General features: G+C 64.7%; 20 protein-coding genes. 11 read left to right on the top strand and 9 right to left on the bottom strand.

Features of this window, described 5'->3' with window-relative positions; genetic code table 11:
• Position 1: 1 nt before the first annotated feature.
• Together ABZ728_RS19095 and ABZ728_RS19100 are read right to left on the bottom strand one after the other, a co-directional pair.
• On the bottom strand, positions 2 to 2,095 hold the full coding sequence (locus ABZ728_RS19095) for a HAMP domain-containing methyl-accepting chemotaxis protein (protein ID WP_366657885.1): 2,094 nt from the start codon (positions 2,093 to 2,095) through the stop codon (positions 2 to 4).
• A gap of 207 nt (positions 2,096 to 2,302) precedes the next feature.
• Positions 2,303 to 3,712, bottom strand: coding sequence for an MFS transporter (locus ABZ728_RS19100; protein WP_366657886.1), 1,410 nt, complete (start codon positions 3,710 to 3,712; stop codon positions 2,303 to 2,305).
• A 225-nt stretch (positions 3,713 to 3,937) separates the two neighbouring features.
• On the opposite strand from ABZ728_RS19100, the gene ABZ728_RS19105 reads away from it, so the two are divergent.
• From ABZ728_RS19105 to ABZ728_RS19120, 4 genes are all read left to right on the top strand, one after another.
• Positions 3,938 to 4,447, top strand: coding sequence for a pentapeptide repeat-containing protein (locus tag ABZ728_RS19105; RefSeq protein WP_366657887.1), 510 nt, complete (start codon positions 3,938 to 3,940; stop codon positions 4,445 to 4,447).
• A gap of 196 nt (positions 4,448 to 4,643) precedes the next feature.
• The gene (locus ABZ728_RS19110; RefSeq protein ID WP_366657888.1) at positions 4,644 to 5,591 is read left to right on the top strand and encodes an allantoinase PuuE; all 948 of its coding nucleotides are present in this window, start codon (positions 4,644 to 4,646) and stop codon (positions 5,589 to 5,591) included.
• A gap of 58 nt (positions 5,592 to 5,649) precedes the next feature.
• Positions 5,650 to 6,132: an ureidoglycolate lyase gene (locus ABZ728_RS19115; RefSeq protein ID WP_366657889.1), complete on the top strand. Its 483-nt coding sequence runs from the start codon at positions 5,650 to 5,652 to the stop codon at positions 6,130 to 6,132.
• 11 nt (positions 6,133 to 6,143) lie between these two features.
• On the top strand, positions 6,144 to 6,440 hold the full coding sequence (locus tag ABZ728_RS19120) for a hypothetical protein (protein ID WP_366657890.1): 297 nt from the start codon (positions 6,144 to 6,146) through the stop codon (positions 6,438 to 6,440).
• Between the two features lie 89 nt (positions 6,441 to 6,529).
• On the opposite strand, the gene ABZ728_RS19125 is transcribed toward ABZ728_RS19120, so the two are convergent.
• The gene (locus tag ABZ728_RS19125; RefSeq protein ID WP_366657891.1) at positions 6,530 to 7,045 is read right to left on the bottom strand and encodes a GNAT family N-acetyltransferase; all 516 of its coding nucleotides are present in this window, start codon (positions 7,043 to 7,045) and stop codon (positions 6,530 to 6,532) included.
• Between the two features lie 87 nt (positions 7,046 to 7,132).
• On the opposite strand from ABZ728_RS19125, the gene ABZ728_RS19130 reads away from it, so the two are divergent.
• The 5 genes from ABZ728_RS19130 to ABZ728_RS19150 all read left to right on the top strand — a co-directional run bounded on the left by ABZ728_RS19130 (position 7,133) and on the right by ABZ728_RS19150 (position 14,424).
• A complete protein-coding gene (locus ABZ728_RS19130) occupies positions 7,133 to 9,577 on the top strand; it encodes a UvrD-helicase domain-containing protein (protein WP_366657892.1) in 2,445 nt (814 codons plus the stop codon).
• Positions 9,578 to 9,580: 3 nt separating this feature from the next.
• Positions 9,581 to 10,513, top strand: coding sequence for a 50S ribosomal protein L11 methyltransferase (locus ABZ728_RS19135; RefSeq protein WP_366657893.1), 933 nt, complete (start codon positions 9,581 to 9,583; stop codon positions 10,511 to 10,513).
• Between the two features lie 139 nt (positions 10,514 to 10,652).
• Positions 10,653 to 12,242, top strand: coding sequence for a diguanylate cyclase (locus ABZ728_RS19140; RefSeq protein WP_366657894.1), 1,590 nt, complete (start codon positions 10,653 to 10,655; stop codon positions 12,240 to 12,242).
• 132 nt (positions 12,243 to 12,374) lie between these two features.
• Positions 12,375 to 12,635 carry a helix-turn-helix domain-containing protein gene (locus ABZ728_RS19145; RefSeq protein WP_366657895.1) on the top strand — a complete coding sequence of 87 codons (261 nt, stop codon included), beginning with the start codon at positions 12,375 to 12,377 and terminating at the stop codon, positions 12,633 to 12,635.
• Positions 12,636 to 12,708: 73 nt separating this feature from the next.
• The gene (locus tag ABZ728_RS19150) at positions 12,709 to 14,424 is read left to right on the top strand and encodes a SulP family inorganic anion transporter (protein ID WP_366657896.1); all 1,716 of its coding nucleotides are present in this window, start codon (positions 12,709 to 12,711) and stop codon (positions 14,422 to 14,424) included.
• On the opposite strand, the gene ABZ728_RS19155 is transcribed toward ABZ728_RS19150, so the two are convergent.
• The 5 genes from ABZ728_RS19155 to ABZ728_RS19175 form a co-directional block, all read right to left on the bottom strand.
• Complete coding sequence (locus ABZ728_RS19155) at positions 14,415 to 17,489, bottom strand: efflux RND transporter permease subunit (protein WP_366657898.1); 3,075 nt, start codon at positions 17,487 to 17,489, stop codon at positions 14,415 to 14,417. The genes ABZ728_RS19150 and ABZ728_RS19155 overlap by 10 nt on opposite strands.
• A gap of 61 nt (positions 17,490 to 17,550) precedes the next feature.
• Complete coding sequence (locus tag ABZ728_RS19160; protein WP_366657900.1) at positions 17,551 to 18,654, bottom strand: efflux RND transporter periplasmic adaptor subunit; 1,104 nt, start codon at positions 18,652 to 18,654, stop codon at positions 17,551 to 17,553.
• A gap of 4 nt (positions 18,655 to 18,658) precedes the next feature.
• A complete protein-coding gene (locus ABZ728_RS19165) occupies positions 18,659 to 19,207 on the bottom strand; it encodes a TetR/AcrR family transcriptional regulator (protein WP_366657902.1) in 549 nt (182 codons plus the stop codon).
• Between the two features lie 106 nt (positions 19,208 to 19,313).
• Complete coding sequence (locus ABZ728_RS19170) at positions 19,314 to 20,219, bottom strand: NAD(P)-dependent oxidoreductase (protein ID WP_366657903.1); 906 nt, start codon at positions 20,217 to 20,219, stop codon at positions 19,314 to 19,316.
• 111 nt (positions 20,220 to 20,330) lie between these two features.
• On the bottom strand, positions 20,331 to 20,612 hold the full coding sequence (locus ABZ728_RS19175) for a DUF1127 domain-containing protein (protein ID WP_366657904.1): 282 nt from the start codon (positions 20,610 to 20,612) through the stop codon (positions 20,331 to 20,333).
• Between the two features lie 298 nt (positions 20,613 to 20,910).
• On the opposite strand from ABZ728_RS19175, the gene ABZ728_RS19180 reads away from it, so the two are divergent.
• Positions 20,911 to 22,584, top strand: a complete 1,674-nt coding sequence (locus tag ABZ728_RS19180) for a thiamine pyrophosphate-binding protein (protein ID WP_366657905.1) — start codon at positions 20,911 to 20,913, stop codon at positions 22,582 to 22,584.
• Between the two features lie 4 nt (positions 22,585 to 22,588).
• Here ABZ728_RS19180 and ABZ728_RS19185 read toward each other — a convergent pair whose 3' ends face one another.
• A complete protein-coding gene (locus ABZ728_RS19185; RefSeq protein WP_366657907.1) occupies positions 22,589 to 23,641 on the bottom strand; it encodes a helix-turn-helix domain-containing protein in 1,053 nt (350 codons plus the stop codon).
• A gap of 166 nt (positions 23,642 to 23,807) precedes the next feature.
• Between ABZ728_RS19185 and ABZ728_RS19190 the strand changes: the two genes are divergently transcribed.
• A complete protein-coding gene (locus ABZ728_RS19190; protein WP_366657908.1) occupies positions 23,808 to 24,146 on the top strand; it encodes a nickel-binding protein in 339 nt (112 codons plus the stop codon).
• The last annotated feature ends 4 nt before the right edge of the window (positions 24,147 to 24,150 follow it).

The raw sequence follows: 24,150 nt of genomic DNA on the forward strand, positions 1-24,150 counted from the left end.
ACTATCCCGCCATGCGTTTCAGGAATCCGTCGACTTCGGACTGAAGGTCCGCTGCCTGGGCGCGCATCATGGCCGATGCTTCCAGCAGACTTTCCGCCGTCCGTCCCGTCTTTTCGGCCGCGGCGCCGACGACCGATATGTTTTCGGAGACCTGCTGGGTGCCGGTGGCCGCCTGCTGCACGTTGCGGGATATCTCCTGCGTCGCGGCGCCCTGTTCCTCGGCCGCCGTCGCCACCGAGCTGATATACTGGTTCAGGGTGCCGATGGTGCCGGCGACCTCGTTGATTCGCTTGACCACGTCGGTTGTAACCGCCTGCATCTCGTTGATCTGACTGCCGATATCGCCGGTTGCCTTGGCGGTCTGATTGGCAAGGTTCTTGACCTCGGACGCAACGACCGCGAACCCCTTGCCCGCTTCGCCGGCGCGGGCGGCCTCGATTGTGGCATTGAGGGCGAGCAGGTTGGTCTGATTGGCGATATCCTCGATCAGCGTGACCACATCGCCGATACGCGTGGTGGCGTCATTGAGGGCGCGGATCGCTTCGCTGGTGGCGGTCATCTCGCCGACGGCGGCGTCCGACATCCTGCGGCTGTCGTCGATCTGGCGATTGATTTCCGAGACCGAACTGTAAAGCTCTTCGGACGCGGTGGCGACCGTCTGGACATTGGCCGAGGCCTGCTCCGACGCCGCGGCGACATCCTGCGACCGGCGCGATGCGTCGCGAGCGATATCTGACATACCGTGCGCTTCGTCGTTCAGCGTTCCGGCGGTATCCGAGACGGTCTTCACGATGGCCTGAATGCGCTGGCTGAACGCGGCGGACTGTTCCGCCAGCTTTCCGGACCGCTCGACCTCGGCCGCCTGGCTCTGCTCACGTTCGGCACGCAGGGTCTGGGCCTGGCGCGCACCATCGCGCAGCTTGTCGACGGCGGCGGCCATGATGCCCACCTCGTCGCGGCGGCCGGTATCCGGCACGTCGATGTCATAGTCGCCCCCGGCCAGCGTTTCGATCGTCCGTGTCAGCCGGTTGAGTGGGTTGACGAGACGCCGGCGCGTCACCAGCAAAGCGGCGATCGTAACGGCGAGAGCGACCGCCAGCAGCAGGGCGCTGGACGCCATCCGCCAATAGGCGCCGGCAAGCACGGCATCGGTATGATGCTGCGTTACTGCCGTTGCCGCCGTCTTCACGTCCATGATGCTGGCCAGGGCCGGGTTGGACAGGGCGTACCATTCCGGCCCGGTCATAGGCACGGTGCCGGCGGTGAGGTCGGTGACAAGTTGTTCCAGTTGCGGGCGGAAGGTGTCGAAATAGGCAGCCCGGGTTTCGGCGACCTGTTCGACCAGCGTAGCGGGTGCCCCGGGACGGTCGGCGACGCCCTGGATTTGCGCCCAGAGCGTGTCGACCGCGGTCGTCAGTTCGATCAGGCGCAATTGCTCCGCTGCCGTTGGCTCCCGTTCGCCGGCGACCATGGCGCCGATGGCGGCGCGCTGCTGGCCGGCGGTATTGCGTACGGCCCAGGTCCATTCCTTGACGAAGGTCTGCTCGGCGACCAGCGGGTCACCCAGTTTCACTTCGTGGCCGACGGCGGTGCTGAGCGCGGCCACGCTGTCCAGCAATGCCATGATCGACGGCATCCAGTCGGCGCCGAGGGACGCGGGCCGATTGTCGCCCGCCATCGGCAGCGCACGGTCGGCCTGTCCGCGCAGGGTTTCGATACGCTCCAGATTGGCTGTCAGGTCACCGACGAGCCGGTCCTGGTTCGCGATCATGCCGTCCTGCAGCCGTCCGAGAGCCGTTTGCAACGCGGTGTTCGAGCGTTCCCGCAGTGCCTCGATCGTCCGGATGGTGTCGGGTGCTGCAGGGTCGGCAGCGGCAATGGCCGTGTTGGTCGTGCCGCGTTCGAGGGCCAGGGCCTCCGTGGCGTCGAGAAGCAGGTCGGAAATTCCGCCGGCGGTCCTGACGCTACGGGCATCGCCCACGGCGCGAAGGGAATCGATGAAGATCGCCGATCCCGCGATGAACATTATGATCGCCAAAGTGACAACCGACGCCATCATCATGGCGCCGATCGACATCGCTTTATTGTTTTGCATCGATTTGTCCCGTCCCCTATCCGGCCACATTGCTCGAACACGATCGTAGGGTGCGGATTCTTGAAAAATTATTAAGTGTTTGAAGGGCAGTTGCTTTGACTTAGAGGGTAGAAATCGGAGAAATTCTGAAATAGGTAATCAAGGATTTCGTCGCGTTGGAGTCCCGGATGCTATGATATTGGAAGTTGTGGTTCGTGTGCTGTAGGCTTAACGGTATTTGCCCAATGCCGTGCCCGCGATCGCCGCAAATACGCCGCTGAACGCGAACAGCAAGAACAGAACCCAGGCCGCGGTGCCGATAACGTCCGGTTGCAGTGACGTGCGGGCACCGGCGAGATTGACGACGACACCGGCAAGCGCCGATCCGAACGCCAGCCCCAGAAGCTGGACCGTATGCACGGCGCTGGAGCTTCTGTCGCGGTTCTCGTCGGTCGCAGCACCCATGATCGTCGTGGAGACATGGGCCCAGCACAGGCCGACACCGCCCCCGGCGATCAGCAGCGCGACGGCAACCGGAACAAGCGAGGGGCCGGGAAGGGAAACCGCGAGCAGCGCCAGGCCGGTGGCGACGGCAGCCGGTCCGGCGATCAGAGCCCGGCGAATGGCGCGGCTGGTCAGCGACGCGACCATCAGCGCGGCGCCGGTCCAGGCCAGCGCCTGCACGGCATGGAAATAGCCGGCATAGGCCGGGCTGACATCGTGCAGAACCTGGACGAATAGCGGGATGAATACACCGACCGGCGAAACGGCGGCTGCAATCAGAAAGATCATCCACAGCCCCAGGCCGATCGGATGGCCAAAGGTAAAGGCCTGAACCGGCAGCAACGGTACGTTCGATCGGCGATCGATCAGCAGGGTAACGACAAGACCGGCCATCCCTGTCGCCAGCAGCGCGGCGGCACCGAAATTCGTGGCGCTGGTGCCGCTGACCGACGTTGCGAGCACCGATGCCGCCAACAGCGACAGCCGCCCGAACGGCGGCGTTGCCGGAATGCGCCCCGCACCGGTCGAATCGCGGCGTGGAAAGGCGATCAGCGCCATGATCAGCAGACCGGCGGTGATCAGGGTCAGCGACCAGAACGCGCCCCGCCAGAAACCGGCCTGGGCGAACAGCCCGCCGGCGACGGGGCCGAGAAGGGCGGCAATGCCCCAGACGCCCGAGACGAGGGTCAGAACCTTGGCCCAAAGCGATCGGGGGAACAGCCCGGCTATCACAGCAAACCCCAGCGAGACCATCAGGCCGCCCCCGGCGCCCTGCACGACCCGCGCGGCGATCATCCACGCCATGTCCGGGGCAAGGGCGCAGCCCAATGATCCGGCACCGAACACCGAAGCGGCGGTGACATAGGCCGACCGCGGCCCCTGGGTGGCTTTCACAAGTGGCGCGGTGGCGGCGCCGATGATCGACGCCATGATGAAGAACGTCGTGGCCCAGCTGTAATAGGCCTGACCGCCGATATCGGCCACGGCAGATGGCATGACAGTGGAAAAGACGAAGACATTCGTCGCGTGGTTGCCGATGCTCAGCATCAGGATGATCGTTGGCAACAGATACGCACCGGTAAATGCAGTGCGTAGCGTCGAGGACTGGTCGGCGGTGTCCGACGGTGTGGCCAAAGCCGGTATCCTGTTAGCGGTGGCGGGCAATATTCCCGCAGTTTCCCTATTTGGGTATGCATGCTTGCGTCGGGCGATACAACCCTGCCTGTGGCGCCATGTCTCCGGTTGTTGCCATGCCTGCCTCATTGCCGCCACTGTAACGACGGGCGCGCGTGATAGACTCTATGCCGTGCCACGAGACGGCGCCGAAAGATAATGACGTAAACCGAGGAATAGAGATCGATGGGGCAGCGACATACACTTGCCGTGTTCGCCGGCGTGCTGATTCTGGGGGCGGGCTTTGCCGCGGACGTCAATGCGGCATGTTCCGATCCGGCCGAACCCGGCGTAAACTGGCGGCGGTGCTATCAGGACAGCCGCGACTTGAGCGGTGTGGATCTGACTGGCGCGGAACTCCGCGATGCCACCTTCCAGCGCAGCACGCTGACCGATGCCGTCCTTGACGACGCCGATGCCTATCGGGCGAAATTCATCAGTGCCGACATGGCCGGTGCTTCCCTGCGCGGCGCCCGATTGACCTCGACCGATTTCACCCGCTCCGACCTGACCGGCGCCGATTTTTCGAATGCCGACCTTCGCAACGCCCGGCTGATCAATACCACCCTGGTGGGGGCCAACTTCACCGGCGCCCAGGTCGGTTCCACCGACTTCCGCAATGCTGACCTCAGCGGGGCTATCTGGATCGATGGCGAACGCGTGTGCGCCGAAGGCTCGACCGGGCAATGCCATTGACGATGCCGCGGCGGTGCCTGTCGCCACGAGGCGCGGACCTGGTCGGGTATGGCCGGCGTAAGGATTGCGGCGCGTTCGGTAAGGGAGTACGTCGGTAGTCGGCATCGCCGCTGACAGGTTCGCTCTGCCAATGATGCCCATGCATGCTGACCCATGCATGCTGAAACGACGATCGTAACAACAAGCGAGGCCCGTCATGGCGAGAGGTGGAGACCGCGATTTCGTTGGCTATGGCGCCAACCCGCCAAACCCGAACTGGCCGAATCCGAACGGGTCGGGCTCGAACGGGGCCCGGCTGGCGCTCAATTTCGTCATCAATTTCGAGGAAGGCTCGGAGCCCTCGATCGGTGACGGCGAAAGCGCAACCGAAACCGGCCTGACCGAATCGGGAATCGCCGACTTCGCCCCCGGACAGCGCGATCTCGGCGGCGAAAGCATGTTCGAATACGGAAGCCGTGTCGGGTTTTGGCGGCTCTTCCGCCTGTTTCAGGAGCGCGGCCTGCCGGTGACGATCTTCGCCTGCGCCTTGGCGATCGAGCGCAATCCGGCGGCGGCACAGGCCATTCGCGATGCGAATTGGGACATCTGCTGTCATGGCTGGCGCTGGATCGAGCATTGGAAACTCAGCCCCGAAACCGAGCGGGAGCATATCCGCAAAGCCGTCGCCTCGCTGGAGCGGACGCTGGGGAAGCGGCCCGAGGGCTGGTATTGCCGCTATGCGCCGAGCGAAAATACCCGGCGTCTGCTGGTCGAGGAAGGCGGCTTCCTCTACGACTCCGATGCCTACAATGACGAACTGCCGTACTGGACTAAAGTCGACGGCAAGGATCATCTCATCGTCCCCTACACACTGACGAACAATGACCTGAAATTCGCCAAGGGGAATTTTGCGACGGGCGAGGACTTCTTCAGCTTCTGCAAGGACGCATTCGACGTCCTCTACCACGAAGGCGCCATGCACCCGAAAATGATGTCCGTCGGCCTGCACATGCGGCTGGTTGGCCATCCGGCGCGCGCTGCGGCGCTGGCGCGGTTTCTGGATTATGTCGGCGGGTTCCCCGATGTGTGGATCTGCGGCCGCGCCGATATCGCCCGGCACTGGCGGGACCACCACCCGGCCCCTACGCCGGCCGGGGCGTCATAGGCGGTGCCGACGTTCCGCCCTGTTTGTCAGAACCGAACCAGTCCGGAGAACGGTCGCCATGCGCCGATTGACGCTTGAACCGCTGACCGCCGACGCCTTTGCGCCATTCGGCGATGTGATCGAGGTGTCCGGCGAATTTGGACGACACTATTTCTCCGATGCCCTGGGCAACGCCCGGCCCGCCGTGCCACCATCGCTGTCGGTGACGACAAAGGCCCCGAGTGCGTTGCCGCTGACCTTGACCGCGATGGAGCGCCACGAATATTCGTCGCAGACCTTCGTGCCGATGGACGTTGCGCGCTGGATGGTCGTGGTCGCGCCCCATGGCGCGGACGGCGGACCTGACATCGACGGTATGCGGGGTTTTCTGGCGCGCGGCGACCAGGGTGTCACCTTCGGTGTCGATGTCTGGCACGCCCCGAACGCGGTTCTCGACCGCCCGAGCCGCATGGCAATCTTCATGTGGGCGGCGGGCGATGACGGCGACGAGGAATTCCGCGACCTGCCCGAACCGGTGATGCTCGTCGCCAACGGCGGCTGATCGAGTGTGCAGTGCGCGCTGGCCATCTCTGGCGGATGGTGGGGTCGGACGGCATCAACTCTGCTGATGATCCGCAGACGATCCGGCATATCGATCATGAGCGCCACACCAGCCTTGAACCCGTCATAGGCTTTCAGGAACCTTGCTTCTTCCGGCAGATCGACATCGATCGTCCGCGCCACGCATTGGAACAGAAACGCCGCATGCGGTGTCGCATCGAAATAGCGGTAGAAATCCGCGGTGTCGTTCAACACCTCGACATTGCCTTGCTCGGTCGGCCTCCAACGAACATGGGGCAGCAGGCGTGAACATCACCTGAAAAGCGATCACATACAATGAATTTTGATTCCTTTCACAGGTATGGGTGATTTTTAATTCCGCCTGCCTGATCAGGATTTCACGCAATCGAGGCCTGCGGTGCGCCATCGGCCAGTCGGCGCAGGGCTTCGCCGGTCAGGCGATAGCCGACCCATTCGGTCTTTTCCGCGAACCCCAGCCGGTCGTAGAATCGGCGGGCGGGGTTCCAGTCGAGCGCGCTGAGGTCGACGCGGCGGCAGTCGCGCTCGATCGCCAGCCGGGCGACGGCGGCCAGCAGCGCCTGTCCGTAACCGCCTTTGCGGGCGTCGGGGTCGACGTACAGGTCCTCGACATAGAGACCGGCGCGGCCCTCCCAGGTCGAATAGTTGTGGAAGAACAGGCAGAACCCGACGGCGCCTCCCGCTTCCCCATCTGCGTCGGCCATCAGCACCTCGAAGCGCGGCGATGGGCCCCAGCCGTCGCGCATCAGGTCGTCGGCCGTCACCCTGACCTCGTCCTCGGCCTTTTCGAACCGCGCCAGATCGCGGATCATGCGCAGGATTTCCGGGATGTCGGCGGGCGTGGCCGGGCGGATGGTGGCGGTGCTATCGGGCATCGGGGATGGGTCCTCGGGACATGAATCGGCGGTCGATAGGCGAAGATTAAGGGTTCGATCAGGGGAAGGAAATGCTATATCGGGGCCATGACCGCACCCGATCCATGGCCTTCCGATCCCTTTGGCGACGACCCGCTCAACACCGAGCCGGGGGCGGGCGATGTCGGCGCTCCGGCCGGTGACGCGGACCCGTACCGCGCCCCATACGGCGCTGATGAACCGGGCGTTGGCGCCTCTGCGCCCGCTCCCGGATTGCCAGCTGACGGTCCGCCCGGCACCTATCCCTATCTCGACACGCTGAACCCGGAACAGCGGGCGGCGGTGACGGCGCTGGACGGCCCCGTGTTGGTGCTGGCTGGCGCGGGCACCGGCAAGACGCGCGTGCTGACGACCCGGCTTGGCCACCTGCTGATGACAAGGCGCGCCTGGCCCAGCCAGATCCTGGCGGTGACCTTTACCAACAAGGCCGCGCGCGAGATGAAGGAGCGCGTGGCCGCCATGATCGGCGGCGACGTCGAGGGCTGGTGGATGGGCACCTTTCACGCGCTGGCCGCGCGCATCCTGCGCCGGCATGCCGAAGCCGTCGGTCTGAAATCGAATTTCACCATCCTGGATACCGACGATCAGATTCGCCTTTTGAAACAGGTGATGGAGGCGGGCTCGGTCGACGGCAAGCGCTGGCCGGCCAAGCAGTTGCTGGGCGTGATCGAGCGCTGGAAAGACCGCGCCCTGACGCCGGATCGGCTGACGCCGGAAGATGGCGGCGATCTTGCCGGCGGCCGGATGATCCAGCTCTACCGCGATTATCAGGAGCGGCTGCGCAGCCTGAACGCCTGCGACTTCGGCGATCTGCTGCTGCACACGCTCACCCTGTTCGGCCACACCGCCGTCGATCCCGGCACCGGGCGCACGATCCATCCGATCCTTGAGGAATACCAGCGCCGGTTCCGCTATCTGCTGGTTGACGAGTATCAGGACACGAACGTCGCCCAGTATCTGTGGCTGCGGGCGCTGGCGCAGGGCCACCACAATATCTGCTGCGTCGGCGATGACGACCAGTCGATCTATGGCTGGCGCGGCGCGGAGGTCGGGAACATCCTGCGCTTCGAGCAGGACTTTCCCGGCGCGACGGTGATCCGGCTGGAGCGCAATTACCGTTCGACCGGCCGCATCCTGGGCGCGGCGTCCGGCCTGATCGCCAACAATCAGGGGCGGCTGGGCAAGACGCTGTTCTCCGAGGGCGCCAGCGGCGATCCGGTTCAGGTCCGGATCGTCTGGGATGCCGAGGAAGAAGCCCGCTGGATCGGCGACGAGATCGAGTCCCTTCAGACCCGTCAGGTGCCGCTCAGCGACGTCGCGATCCTGGTGCGGGCGTCGTTCCAGATGCGCGAGTTCGAGGAACGGTTGATCACGCTGGGTCTGCCGTACCGGGTGATCGGCGGCCCGCGCTTTTACGAGCGCATGGAGATCCGCGACGCGATGGCCTATCTGCGGGTCATCGCGCAGAGCGACGATGATCTGGCGTTCGAGCGCATCATCAACGTGCCCAAGCGCGGCATCGGCAAGACGACGGTGCAGACCCTGCACGCCGCCGCCCGGCGGCAGCAGGTGTCGCTTTACGAGGCTGCCGCCCGGCTGGTCGAAACCGACGAGTTGACCGCCCGGGCGCGCACGCCGATCAAGGCCCTGATCCGCGATTTCGATCGTTGGCGCGATCAGGCCGAGCGGATCGGCCATGCCGATCTGGCCCGGTTGGTGCTGGACGAAAGCGGCTATACCGGGTTCTGGCAGGCCGACAAATCGCCCGAAGCGCCGGGCCGGCTTGAGAACCTGAAAGAACTGGTCACGGCGATGGAGGAATTCGACAGCCTGCTCGGATTCCTGGAGCATGTCAGTCTGGTCATGGACACCACCGTCGATTCCGGCGGCGAAATGGTGTCGCTGATGACGCTGCATGGCGCCAAGGGGCTGGAATTCGCCCATGTCTTTCTGCCCGGATGGGAAGAAGGGCTGTTCCCGCACCAGCGTGCGATGGACGAACAAGGTGTCGCGGGGCTGGAGGAGGAACGCCGGCTGGCCTATGTCGGCCTGACGCGGGCCAAGACGCGGGCGGTGGTCATGGCAGCGCTGAACCGCCGCGTTCACGGGCAGTGGCAATCCTCGCTGCCGTCGCGGTTCATCGGCGAGTTGCCCGACGATTTCGTCGTCCGCGAGCAGACGACCGGCATGCAGGCGCCCGATCCCCACGGCGTTTCCGATACGGCCGTCGCCCGGCTCCGTGAGGCCGCACGCACCCATGCCGCTGGTGGCTCCGGCTATCGGCCGACGGTGATCGACGGCGTCGACTATTCGGTCGAGAAACGCCCGCAGTCGTCGGTCAGCTACAGAAAAGGCGACCGTGTTTTCCACCGCAAATTCGGCTATGGCACCGTCGTTGCCGCCGACGGTGAGAAACTCGGCATCGATTTCGATCATAGCGGTGAAAAGCGGGTGATGGACAGTTTCGTCGTCCCCGCATCGAAGGCGGACTGATTCATGCGTGCACCGATACAATCTTTTGCCATGGCGCTGGGCAGTGCCGCGCCGGTTGATACATGGCGTGTCGATCTGGCCGTTCCGATCGACGCGGCCGAAGCGGTGTCGGAACTGCTGGGCGATCTGGGTTCGGTGTCGATGTTCGGTGTCGATCAGGATGCCGACCTGCAGGTTTCGGTCGTTTGCCCCGAGGAGCCCGACCGCGGCGATATCGGCGTGCGGCTGGCCGTCATCGCCGACGCCTTCGACATGGCCGAACCGCCATTCACCGTCGAGCGGGTCGAGGGGCGCGACTGGATCGCGGAGACCAAGAACGCCTTTCCGCCGGTCGAGATCGGTCGGTTTTTCATCCACGGTTCGCATGTCGAACGCCGGCCGCCGCCCTCCAGCATCGGGCTGCATGTCGACGCGGCGACGGCGTTCGGCTCCGGTGAGCACCCGACCACTGAGGGGTGTTTGCGCGCGATCGAGGCCCTGGCCAAGCGCCGCCATATCCACAACACGCTGGATATGGGCTGCGGGTCGGGCATTCTGGCGATCGCGGCGGCGAAATGCTGGGCGACGCCGGTGCTGGCGGCGGACAATGACGGCCGCAGCGTGCAGGTCGCGGCAGAGAACGCCGGCCTGAACCGGGTCGCCCATCTGATGTCGGCCGCCCGGTCCGAGGGATACCGCAACCCGGTGATCCGCCGGCGCGCGCCTTACGACCTGATCCTGGCGAACATCCTGGCCCGCCCGCTGACACTGCTGGCCCGCGATGCGGCTGGCGTCCTGGCGCCGGGAGGAATCCTCGTATTGTCAGGCTTGATGACCCATCAGGAGGCCATGGTTCTTGCCGCCCACCGATATCAGGGGCTTCATCTGATCGAACGCCGGGTCATCGGCGTGTGGTCGACCCTGGTTCTGCACAAGCGTGCCGACTACGGTTCGTGATGTCGTCACGAGGACGCTGGCGTTAAGAAAAACCACACGACTGTAACGTATGCAGACGGATCGATCGCCATTATCGCCCGCCCCCGTCCCCGTCTGCAGCCCGAAAATGATCAGCCGTTTTCCCTCCACGAGCCTCAGAGTGCGTTTCGCGCTGGTCTTTGCCGGCGTCGTCATCGTCCTGATCAGCCTTTCGAATTTCGTCATCGGTCAGCGCGCCGGTGCCGTCCTGCAGTCGTCGATCGGCCGATCCCTGGTCGAAACGGCGGCCCATATGGCCGACACGCTCGATCGTCACATGCATGCACGGCGCAACGAGATCACACTTCTGGCCGGGCTCGACCCTCTGCGGGCCCTGCCCGACACCGCTGCTGCCCGGTTATTGCTGATGCGGCTGCAGGACAACGTGCCGGCGTTTTCCTGGATCGGCCGGACCGATGCGGGCGGGACGGTGATCGCGGCAACGGGAGGATTACTGGAAGGGGCGGATATCGGACACCGGCCGGTCTATCTCGAAGCGCTTGAGACGACTTTCATCGGCGATGTTCACGAGGCTGTGCTGCTGGCCAGCCTGCTGCCCAACCCAACCGGCGAGCCGATGAAGTTCGTGGATGTCAGTGTGCCGGTCCGCGATACCGAAGGGAATTTCGCCGGCGTCCTCGCCGCCCATCTGAGCTGGGACTGGTCGCGCGCCGTTGCCGAGACGGTGCTTTCGCCACTGGACGGTAACAGCGCCATCGACGTGTTCGTGATAAGCGCGATCGATGACTCGGTGTTGCTGGGTCCGGATTCCGATATCGGACAGCGGTTCGAACTGGCGGGACTGGGTCGCGCGCGGTCGGCTGGAACATGGCGCGGCGTTGAAACCTGGCCCGACGACCAAGACTATCTGACCGGCTATGCCGTCGCCGACGGCTATCAAAGCTATGCGGGCCTGGGCTGGACGGTTGTCGCGCGCCAGCCGTTGGCGGTTGCCCATGCGCCCGTGACGGCCATGCAGTGGACTTTGGCGCTGTGGGGCGCGCTTCTGGTCACGTTATTCGCCGCGCTGGGGTGGTGGATTGCCGGATGGGTAACACGGCCGCTGAGCGAGATCGCCGTGACCGCCGACCGGTTGCGGAGCGGCGAAATGAGAGAGATCCCGCAGCATCGCGGCATCACCGAAATCGAGACCCTGTCGGCCGCGCTGCGCGAATTGCTGCATAGCCTGACGCGTATGGAGGCGCTGGCCCACCGCGACCGGCTGACCGGTCTGGCCAACCGCATCGGGCTGGACGCCTATCTGGACCGCGCCGGCCCGAACGCCGCCCGCACGGATCAGGTGCTGGCGTTTCTGTGCCTCGATCTCGACGGTTTCAAGCCTGTGAATGATCGTTTCGGCCATGGTGTCGGCGATGCGGTGCTGCAGGCCGTGGCGCAGCGCCTGCGTCAGGTCGTGCGCGGCGGCGATCAGGCGGTCCGGCTTGGCGGGGACGAATTTGCGCTGATCCTGGCGCTACCGAACGCGGACTGGCGGCAAATGTCGGAAACCATCGCCGGGCGCATCGTGGACAGCATTGCGCAGCCCATCGATGCTGACGGTGCGACGGTCCGGATCGGCTGCAGCATCGGCATCGCGTGCTGGACGCCCAACGGCGATGCCGATTTCTCCGCCACGATGCGCATGGCCGACGAAGCCCTTTATACCGCCAAACGGGCCGGCAAGGGCCGCGTGGCCGTCCGCGAGGCGTGATCGCCGCACGGTATGGCCGCCCATTCGCTCCTTTCGGGCACACATGCCCGAAAGCGTCCGGGTATCGGTTCTGATATTTGACATATCATAATTCAAGTGATAGATGGCATACATCCCGTTCAGGATATGCCCATGATGACCGCCGCCCAAATGCGTGCCGCACGTGCTCTTCTCGGCATTGACCAGAAGACCCTGGCCGAATTGTCGGGACTTTCCATCCCGACGATCCAACGCATGGAATCAAGTGGTGGCAATGTTCGCGGCGTGGTCGAGAGCCTCACCCGGGTTGTCGCTGCCCTTGAAGCCGCGGGCATCGAACTGATCGGTGACGGCGCTGCCAGTCCCTCAGGCGGACGCGGCGTTCGATTGAAGTCATCATCCTCGTCATCCTGAACCAATCCGCGACGGCGACCGCCGACGACAAGCCGACGATCCCGCCGCTTCCTACCTCAAGGTGCGGCAACAAGTGAAAGCAACGACAGACAGATCGAGCGACGCGCCCAGCTTTGCGGACCTCTACACCCCGAAAATTCTCACGGTTCTGCGCGAAGGCTATGGTTTTCCTCACCTGCGCGCCGATGCATTGGCAGGACTTACCGTAGCCATCGTGGCGCTTCCGCTTTCCATGGCCATCGCCATCGCCTCGGGCGCATCGCCGGCCCAGGGCCTTTATACGGCAATCATAGGCGGCTTCATCGTCTCGCTGCTCGGCGGATCGCGTTTCCAGATCGGCGGTCCGGCTGGCGCGTTTATCGTTCTTGTCGCGGCAACGGTCGCACAGCATGGCATCGACGGCCTGATCCTTGCCACCTTCCTGTCGGGGCTGATGCTGGTGGCGGTCGGGTTTTTGCGGTTCGGCACGTTTATCAAGTTCGTTCCCTTTCCGGTAACGGTCGGTTTCACCGCCGGAATTGCGGTGATCATCTTTGCCAGCCAGATCAAGGACCTATTCGGCTTGACCCTGGACCACGAACCCGGCGAGCTGCTCGAAAAGATCCCGGTCCTTTGGGGAGCGAAGGACAGTGTTACGGTTGCCGCAGTCGCAATTTCTGTTGCAACCGTTGCAATCATCCTCGGATTGCGCCGCTGGCAGCCGCGTTGGCCGGGCATGCTGATCGCCGTTGCGCTGACCGCGGTCGCCACGGCGGTGATGGCATTGCCTGTCGAGACCATCGGCACGAAGTTCGGCGGTATTCCCTCGTCGCTTCCGGTGCCGCACTTGCCCGATCTGTCGATGGACCGGATCATCGCGGTTCTGCCGGCTGCCCTGTCCTTCACCTTGTTGGGCGCCATCGAATCACTGCTGTCGGCCGTCGTCGCTGATGGCATGACCGGACGGCGGCACCGTTCGAACTGCGAGCTCGTCGCGCAGGGCGCGGCCAATATCGGGGCCTCGCTCTTCGGCGGCTTTTGCGTGACGGGCACCATTGCCCGCACGGCCACCAATGTGCGTGCGGGCGCGCACGGGCCGATTGCCGGGATGCTTCATTCCCTGTTCATTCTTCTTTTCATGCTCGTCGCTGCTCCCCTCGCAGCCTATATCCCGCTGGCGGCGCTGGCAGGTGTGCTTGCCGTGGTCGCCTGGAACATGATCGAGAGACCCGCCATCGCGATCCTGCTGCGTTCGGGCTGGGGCGAAGCGACGGTTCTGGGGGCGACCTTTTTCCTGACAGTATTCCGGGACCTCACCGAGGCTATCGTCGTCGGCTTCGCGCTCGGCTCAGTGCTGTTCATCCACCGGATGAGCCGGACAACGGCGGTTTCCTCCCAGAAGCCGTTTGTGGGGCGAGACGAAGCCGACGACGCCCATCCGCGCGAAGCTTATAACGAGTCGGCTGCCGCGAACCCCGATGTCGTCGTCTACCGGATCACTGGTGCCCTGTTTTTCGGCGCGACAGCATCCATCGGTTCCGTTCTCGACCGCATTCAGGACAACCACAAGGCACTGATCGTCGACTTCGAGGCCGTGCCCTTCCTGGATTCGACCGGCGCGAACATGATCGAAAGTCTGGCGCACAAGGCCCGCCGGCATGACGTGACGCTCTGGCTGACCGGTACCAGCCGCGACATCCGGCGCGTTTTGCTCACCCACGGCTTGAAGAAACCGCTTGTGCGGTATGCGTCGACGGTGGAAGCCGCGTCGGCAGCGATGGCCCGGCAAAGCAGTTTTCGTCAGGTTTGATGTGCTTCACGATGCGCCGAATGGTGTTCCGGCGGCCGGATGCGGAAGAAGAGGGCATACAGGACCGGAACCGCGACCAGCGTCAGGATGGTGGCGAAGGCCAGGCCGCCCATGATCGTCACGGCCAACCCGATGAAGAACGCATCGGCCAGCAGCGGCACCATGCCGAGGATCGTGGTGCCGGCTGCCAGCATGACCGGGCGCAGACGGCTGACGCTGGCGTCGGTCAGGCCTTGATAGGGATCCTTGCCCCCGGCGATCTGGTCGTCGATCTCGTCGAGCAGCACGATGGCGTTCTTGATCAGCATGCCCGACAGGCTGAGCAGGCCCAGCAGGGCCACGAAGCCGAACGCGACGCCCGTCGACAGCAGCGCGATGACCACGCCGCACACGGACATCGGCACGATCAGCCAGATGATCAGTGGCTGGCGCACCTGGCCGAACAGCACGACGCTGATGATCAGCATGACCAGAAATCCGAGCGGTAATTGCTGGAACACGGCGGTCTGTGCTTCGACGGTGGCCTCGTACTCGCCGCCCCATTCCAGCGCATAGCCGGGCGGCAGCTCGATGGCTTCGATTTCGGCGACGACGGCATCGCGGGCGGTCGCGGCGGTCAGGTCACCGACGGGGTTCGACTGGACGGTGAGCGTGCGCATACGGTCACGGCGTCTGATCAGCGTGTCCTCGCCGACCGTTTCGATCCGGGTCACGATCTGTTCCAGCGGCACATAGGCTTCCGCGCCGCTGGACCAGACCAGCCGGTCGCGGATCGAGGCGGTCTCCGCCCGTTCGGCGTCCGGCGGCCGGGCCAGGATCGGGATCAGCCGGTCGCCTTCGCGATAGGTGCCGGCCTGCACCCCCTCGGTGACGAATCTCAGTGTCTGCGCAAGGTCGGTGCGGGTGACGCCGGCGATGCGCGCGCGTTCGTCGTCGTAATGCGGCACGGCCGTCAGTTCGCGTTGACGCCAGTCGTTGCGGATATCGTTCAGCGCCGGCGAGGCCCGCATGATGGACGCGGCCTGCTGTCCGAGCTGGCGCAGTGTGTCGGCGTCCGGCCCGGAGAACCGCGCCTCGACCTCTGCCCCCGCCGGTGGACCGAATACGATCCGTACCGGCCGGGGCGTGCTGTCGGGATAGCGCGATTCGATATGGCCGCGAATGCGGTCCGCCAGGTCGGCAATGGCGTCGCGCTCGTCGACCCGCACGACGAACTGGCCATAGCTGTCATTGGGCTGTTCCGGCGCATAGGTCAGCATAAAGCGCGGCAGGCCCCGGCCGACCGTCGTGGTCAGGGCCTCGACCTCCGGCTGGTCCAGGATGAACGACTCGATCTCGGCCATGTCGCGGTCCACGGCCCGGATATCCGTGCCCTGGGGCATCCAGTAGTTCACATAGAACATCGGCGTGTTCGAGTTGGGAAAGAAGCTCTGCTTGACGAAGCCGAAACCGACGAAACACGCCGCCGTGATTACGATCAGAAGGCCGACTGTCACGGCGCGATGGGCCAGGGCGATGGACAGGACACGGTGATACCCGCGATAGAGCCTGCCGCCATAGGGGTCGCCGCCGCCATGTGGGCCGGCGCCGCGAAACAGGTAATGGCCGAACAGCGGCGCCAGCATGATGGCCAGAACCCAGCTCAGCATCAGCGAAATGCCGATCACGGCGAACAGCGAGAACAGGAATTCGCCGGTGATGTCGTCCGACAACCCGATGCCGGAAAAGGCCATGATGCCGATGACCGTGGCGCCCAGCAGCGGCCACCGTGTGCGCCGCACCGCCTCCGAAGCCGCGTCGCGCAGCGTATTGCTCCGCTGCAGTCCGACCAGCATGCCCTCGGTCACGACGATCGCGTTGTCGACCAGCATGCCCATGGCGATGATCAGGGCGCCCAGCGAAATCCGCTCCATCTCGATGCCGAAGACGCGCATCATGAAGACGGTCCCCAGAACGGTCAGCAGCAGCACCGCGCCCACCACGATTCCCGACCGCCAGCCCATGAACAGGCACAGCACGCCGATGACGATGGCGACCGACAACGCCAGACTGACGACGAAACCGTTGATCGCCCGGTCGACGACGACATGCTGTTCGTAGATCGGGTGCAATTCGACGCCGACCGGCAATTGGTCGTTCAACCCGGCCAACCGCCGTTCGACGGCCTCGCCGACTTCCACGATGTTGGCGTCGGTCAGCCCGGCGACGGACAGGGTGAACGCGCTTTCGCCGTTGTGCCGGATCAGATGGTCGGGCACCTCGACGGGCTGGCGCGAGATTTCGCCGAGATCCAGCAGGGATATCTGCTCCGTCGATCCGGGCAGGCCGATGCGCAGGCTTTCAATCGTTTCGACGGTGCCGAATCCGCCGGTGGGCGCCAGTCGGACGGAGCGGTCGCCGATGCGCATCGCGCCGGCGTCGGCGATGTCGTTCTCGACCTGGATCGTGTTGATGATCCGGGACAGCGGAATGCCGAGCGACGCCAGACGTTCCTGGGCGATGTCGAGATAAATCGCCTCGTCCCGCAGGCCGGCGATATCGACCTTCGAGACGCCCCCCACCGTAAGCAGATTGCGGCGCAGGAACGAGGCCAGGTCGGCACGCTCTCGGTCGTCGTATCCCGGCGCCGTGACGGCATAACTGATGCCGAAAACGTCGCCGAAATCGTCGTTGACCATCGAGGCGCGCGCGCCCGGCGGCAGATCGCCCTGGGCATCGCGCACGTTGCGGCGCAGTTCGTCCCAGACCTGTGGCAGCGCCTCGCCGTCATAGGTGTTCTGGATTTCAACGGTGATTTCAGACAGCCCGGGCATCGATTTCGAGCGGACCTGCTTTAGCTGCGCCATCTGCTGGACCGCCGATTCCAGCACCTCGGTGACCTCGCGCTCGACCTCGCTCGCGCTGGCGCCGGGATAGGGCGTGACGACGATCGCCTCCTTGATCGTGAAAGCCGGATCCTCCAACCGGCCGACGGTCAGCAGTCCGACGATTCCGCCGATCAGACACGCCAGAACGATCAGCCAGGTGTTGACCGGACGGTCGATGGACGTATGCGCGATGTCCATGGGGGCGGCGCCCTCTTCTGACGTGCGGGGGGACCGGGAAGGTCCCGGAGATGGCGGAAAATCAGAACGCCTCGATCGGGCGGACCCTCATGCCTTCATTCAGATGATGCGCGCCGGCTGTGACGATGCGGTCATCGGCGGACAGCCCCTCGGTGATCGCCACGCGGTCGTCGACGATCGGGCCGACGGCGACCGGCTGGCGGCGCACCTCGCCGTCGGGACCGCTGACGACCCAGACATGGAAGCCGCCGTCGTTATCGGCGACGACCGCGGACGAGGGTGCCGAGACGCCGGGACCCGTACTGGCGCCCATACCGCCGCCCGGCGCGATTTCGACCCTGCCGATCATGCCGGGCAGAAGGGCGGGCGCCTCGGGGTAAGGCATGGCGAAGGTCACGCGATAGGTCTGCGTGACGTTGTCGGGTTGAGTTTCGTGGCTGCGATAGTCCAGGTCGAAACGGGCACCGTCGGCCGCCGGGAAAACGACATGGGCCTGAAGGGCATCCCTGTTGCCGATCATGCCCATCAGACGTTCGGGAATATTCACCGCGATCCTCAGTTCGCTCACATCCTGAACCCTCAGCACGGGCGTGCCTGATGTGACGTTGGTATGGGCGTCGACGAGCGTGCGGGTCACCAACGCGTCGAACGGCGCCTCGATGGTCGTGTGGTCGAGATTTCGGCGGGCGGTTTCCAGCGCGACCTCGCGCAGATCGTGTTCCGCGACCGCCTGTTCGTGGACGGCTTCGGAGACGCTGTTGCTCTGCAGCAAGCGGGATTTGCGGTCGAGGTCCTGACGGGCGAGGTCCAGCCGCACCTCGGCCTCACGCACGGCGCGTTCGTAGTCCTCCGGGTCGATGGCGGCCAGCCTGTGTCCACGCTCGACCCGCTGCCCCTCGCGCACCGGCATTGCGACAAGTTCGCCGCCGACCTGGAAGGACAGATCCGTGGTCTGCACGGCCTCGATCCGGCCGACGAACCGGCGGATATCGGGGGCAATGCCGTTAGAGGCGCTTTCGATGCGTGCCGGACGCGCCGTGTCCTCGTCACCCTCGTTCGAGGCCGTGGTCTCGATGCACGCGGACAGGATCAGGGCGGCGGCCAGCGCCACTGCCGGGCCGGCGCCGGGCACCATGCGGCGCGATATCGGGTTGGAGCGCGGCATCGCCTTATCCTTCCACTTGCCGGAGCAGATATCGGCGCAGATTTTCCCGTTCCTCGCCGTCGAGCGGACAGACGTTCAGCATCGATGTGAAGACGATGCCCTCCATCGCGAACCACACCATCAAATCGCGGTCGAGATCGGTGGACTCCGCCCTGATCCGGTCCAGCCACTTGCGATAGACGCGACGGATCGGGTCAAGCAGTTCCGGCTTTTCCGCCCCGGCGGCGAGCACCGCCATCTTGACCTGCGGATCGACGCATTCCTTGAGATCGACCGCCCGCAGCAGGGTTTTGACCATGGCGTTGCGGTCATCGCGGTGGGTCTCGAGATAGCTTTCGAGCTCGTGGTCGATGCGGTCGACCATGCGTTCGAGCATGGCGACCAGCAACGCTTCCTTGTTCGGGAAATTGTAGAGCAGCCCGCCCTTGCTGACCCCGGCTTCGCGGGCGACGGCATCAAGCGTGACGTGTCCGGCGCCGTCGCGGACGGCGACGCGTTGGGCGGCGTCGAGAATGGCGCTGCGTGCATTGGCGCGTTCGGGTGCGGCGGGCATCGTTTATCCTGACTGTACCGTCTGGACGGTTTGCAAGATGCAACATGTGCGCGATGGTGCACTGCGTCAAGCAATGATTGGAATGAGGGCCCGGAAAATGGAGCCGTCAGCGGGCGGGCAGCCCGTCGGCAAGCAGTGCGTGAATAACCGCCTGGATCCCGTCGCGGCCGCGGCCCTGAGCGGCCAGGGCGGCGTGACAGCGTTCGGCGGCTGTCAATCCGGGCAGCGAAAGCGACAGCTTGGCGGCCTCGTCCAGCGCGATCCGCAGGTCCTTGACGAAATGATCAATGAAGAAACCGGGCGCCATGTCGCCCTCGACCATCTTGCGGCCGTGGATTCGCATCAGGAAGCTGTCGGCGGTGCCGGCCGCGAGCGACTCGACCAGGGCTTTCGCGTTCAGCCCGCCCGCCACGCCAAAGGCGAGCGCTTCGGCCACCCCCTGCAAAGTCGACGCAACGGCGATCTGGTTGGCGATCTTGGCCCTCGAACCGCTGCCGGGCGCGCCGAAATGATGGATGGCCGACGAGAAATGCGCGAGAACGGGGCGCGCGCGCTCCAGCTCGGCGTCGTGAGCGCCGACCAGCAGTGTCAGCGTTCCCTTCTGCGCCCCGCCCTGACCGCCGGTCATCGGGGCGTCGATGAATCCGACACCCCGCTCGGCCAGCCGGGCGGCAATGGCTTCCGCCAGAGCGGGCGACGAGGTGGTCAGGTCGACGGCCAGCGTGCCCGTCGCCATGGCGCCGGCCAGATTATCGCTGTTCGAACGTTCGCCCGGTCCGTTGCCGAGGTAAACCTGCTCGACCTCGGCCGGGGTGCCGAGACAGGTGAACACGATGTCCGCGTCGAGGGCGGCAGCGGCCAGGCTGTCGGCGACCCGCGCCCCAGCGGCGGCGAGTTCGTCGACCACGGGCTTGTTTGTCCGCGTCGCTATGGTGACGGGATGGCCGGCGCGGACGAGGTGCCCAGCCACCGGGGCGCCCATGATTCCAAGTCCGACGAACGCGATTCTCATCGATCGGCTCCCGCTTGCCGTGGCGGCGCCAATCGACATCGGCGCCGGAACTGCAATCGTTCTACCGCCCGGATCGATAACGAGACAATCGCATTCTGGCGACCTGTGGCCTCAGACCAGCCTGTTGACGTTCGCCGGCCGGCTAACGGCGTGAGCGGCATCTTCCGGCGTACGGAATTGCTTCAGTGCTTCCGGTCCCTGGACGACCACGGTTTCGATCAGGCCACGCGTCAGGCCGATGTCTTCCAACTGCCGGTCGGACAGGTTCATCAACTCCTGATACGTCACCTCCTGGCTCGTACTCAGACCGCTGAAGCCAAAGAAGCGGGCGCCAGCGCTTACGGTCGTGGTCAAGGCACCGGCGATCTGTGCAACGATGGGTCCGGTGATCATGCTCTCGTATCCTTCATTTGAACGGACAGAACCCGGCACTCGGGCCGATCCCGCTTTCAATAATGTGCGCACTGATCATATCATCGCAAACGAAGAATTGTGCAGCGCAGCATCCTGTTTTTCTCATGACGGCCGACACAAATTAGTAACCGGACCTATGATCCGAAGGCGTCCGGCTGTCCGTACCCCGCGCCTTGACCTGTTGTGAATGCGATCACACTATGCGACGGGGGCATCGTTCGGGCTGTTCGGCGGCTGGTGGTTGTGCCCGTGGAACAGTCGAACGAGCAGGACGACCATGAAAGTTGCCGACTATCTCGTTGCATTTCTGGCGGCATGCGGTGTTCGCCATATCTACGGTTATCCCGGATCGCCTCTGGTACCGCTGCTGGGCGCCCTGCAACGCCAGGACACGGTCCAATGGGTGCTAATGCGGCACGAGAATGCCGCCGCCCTCGCGGCCGCCGCCGAGGCAAAACTGACCGGGCGGCTGGCCGTCTGTATGGCGACGTCGGGACCGGGGGCATTGCAGGCGGTGTGCGGCGTGGTCGAAGCGCAGCTGGACCGGGCGCCACTGCTGGCGCTGACCGGCGTCGTATCGCGTGACCAGCAGGGCCACTGGGATTTTCAGGATGTCGATCAGACCAGTCTTTACAATGCGATCCTGCCGCGCAGCGTGACCTGCGCGTCGTCGTCTCAACTGGTCGCGCTGTTGCGCAATCTGATCGGATTCGCCATCCAGAATCAGGGGGCCGCCCATCTGGCGCTGCCGGTCGATATTCTGGACGAGGATGTCACGCCGGGGGACCGTCTGTTCGATCTGTCGTCAATCAGCCCGCCCTGCGTTCCAGTGGCCCCGGGTCCGGATCGGGCAACCTTCGGGCGGGCCGCGGCCATGGCAGAGACCGGCCGGTCCGTCATTGTCGTCGGCCGGCGGGCGGGCGGTGCCGGCGCCAGCATCGAGGCCCTGGCCGAAGCGCTGGGCGTGGCGGTCGTGTCATCCTTTGACGGCAAGGGAATCGTCGACGAAAGTCATCCCCATTATCTGGGTGTCCTGGGTATTTTCGGGTATCCGGCGATCGCGGCGACCAAGCGGGTGGTGGAGGCCGCGGACACCGTCATCGCCTTTGGCGTCGACAATCTGAAACCGTTTCTGGCGGACGGGCGCAACATGCAGTGCCGCCGGCTGATTCAGTGTTCGATGGACAGCACCACGGCATCGCTGGACTATGCGGCCGAGATGATGCTGCTGGGGCCGCTGGCCGATACCGCCGACGGAATCGCGGCGCATCTGTCGCCACGGCCGCCATCGGATATCATCGAACGGCTGGCTGGTGAGCGGCTGGAAACCATGGACGGCATTCTCGACTCGCTGGCGGCGCATGACGACCTCAGCTTCATCAATCCGCTCGATTTCCTGTTCCAACTGAACGGATATCTCGATCAGCGCCACAGCGTGGTCGTGGATACAGGCTCGCACACACTCTGGGTGGCGCTGTTCCTGCGCCTCAAACACCGCCAGCCATTCTTGGTCAGTTCACGGTTGGGCACGATGGGATTCAGTCTTCCGGCCCTGATCGCCGCCCAACTGAGCGACCCGTCGCGGCAGGCCGTCGGAATCTGCGGCGATGGCGGCTTCGGCATGGTCGGCATGGAACTGGCCACCGTCGTGCAACACCGCCTGCCGATCGTGCTGATCATCGTCAATAACGGCGTGCTGCAGAATGTCTATGCCCAGCAGGCGGAACCCTATGGCACCACGATCCATAACCCGGACTTTGTTGCCATGGCCGCCGCGTTCGGAGCCGACGGCGCGGTGATCGACGGGATGGCGGATGTCGATGCGGTTCTGAATCGGGCCTTCGCCGTCACCGATCGGCCTTTCGTCATCGATCTTCGATGCTCGCCGGCCCTGTTGGCACCGCTCAGCAAATGGGAAACGGCAATGGCACAGGACGATGATGCCGATTGACCGGTCACGCTACGGGCGTTGAACGCCCCCGCGTGCTGGCTGCGCGTTCCGGGGACGCCGTCCGAAGCCGATAGCGCTCGCGGTATGCAGCCGGGGCCATGCCGCAGTAGCGCCTGAAGACCCGGCGGAAAAACGAAACGTCTTCGTACCCGACCGAGGTCGCAACCCGCTCGATCGACGTCGCGCCGTCTTCGAGCATCTGCCGGGCCGCCGCGACGCGGACCATCTGAAGATACGCCCCCGGCAGGCAGCCGGTCGCCGCCTTGAAACGCCGCATTAGTGTGCGCACACTCATTCCCGCCACGCCAGCCAGCTCTTCAGCGGTCACATTCCGCCTGAAACCGGCGTGAAGGTATTCTTCCAGGGCTCGCATCTTCGCGTCCGAATGCGGTCGCGATATCGGCAGGATTGCATAGCCGGACTGGTGCAGGCGGGGCATGTCGAGAAGCAGCGCCTTGGAACACTCGATCGCCGTCTCCCGTCCGCACAGCCGTTCAACCAGATAAAGGCTGAGGTCGGTCGCTGCGTTGACGCCACCGCCGCAGAACAGTCCGGCATCCTCCGTAATCAGCATGTCGGTCTGCCAATCCACCGTTGGATAGCGGCGCTGGAACTCCTCAGCCACGCCCCAATGGGTGGTCGCCCGGCGTCCGGAAAGCAGGCCGGCTTCTGCAAGGAACGCCACGCCCGAGCACACGCCGGCCAACAGGGTTCCCTGGCGTTCGTATCGTTCGACCAGCCAGGGAAGCAGGGTGGCGTGGCGCTGCATCCATTCCGAGGGCAGAGGGCCTGAGGCCGAGATGAATATCAGATCGGAAGGCCCGACCTCGTCGATGCTCTTGTCCGGCGCGATGCGCAGACCGTAGGCGCTCTCGACCGGTGCCCCGTCGATCGAGGCCATCGTGACCCGGAAGCGGGGCCGGACAGCGACGCCGCTCATCTCGTTCCACATCTTCCCGGCCGCCGTGAACACTTCGATCGGTCCGACCGCGGTGGACGCATATCCCTCGCTGACGAGGATGATCGTCGCATTCAGCATATCTGCGTCTTCAGCCATGAATGCCCCCAATCGTCATGGACATTATTCCGAAGGTCGCGCGCGGGTTCCAGGGTCCGAACCCGAACTGGCAGTTTCATCTGCTGTTGTTGTCACGATCGCCGGCTTCGATCGAATGGCCTTCTGGCGCATCATTCAAGCGTAACCGATAACGAAGGAGGACGTCATGGATTTGTATGTGATTCGCCGTCGTGGTGCCTGGGCCAATCAGGAAGAACTCGAAGCTGCCGGTGCGGTGTCGGCACGAGTCGGCGAGGAAATGGCCGATCGTGTTCGGTGGATTCGCAGCTACGCCGTCTCGGAGCCGGACGGTCGTGTCGGATCGGTGTGCATCTACGAGGCACGCGATCCGGAGTCGATCCGTGAGCACGGCCGGCGCGTGGGCGCGCCGAGCGAGGATTTCCAGATCGTTCGCGGCACTGTCGTCAGGAACCCCGATCCCGGCGTGCCCGGCCTGCCGGAAGCCGAGGCTGAAGAGGGCGCCATTCGGTCCTCCCCGGCATGACAAT

Origin of the sequence: Fodinicurvata sp. EGI_FJ10296 (assembly GCF_040712075.1) — a bacterium.
Taxonomy (GTDB): domain Bacteria; phylum Pseudomonadota; class Alphaproteobacteria; order DSM-16000; family Inquilinaceae; genus JBFCVL01.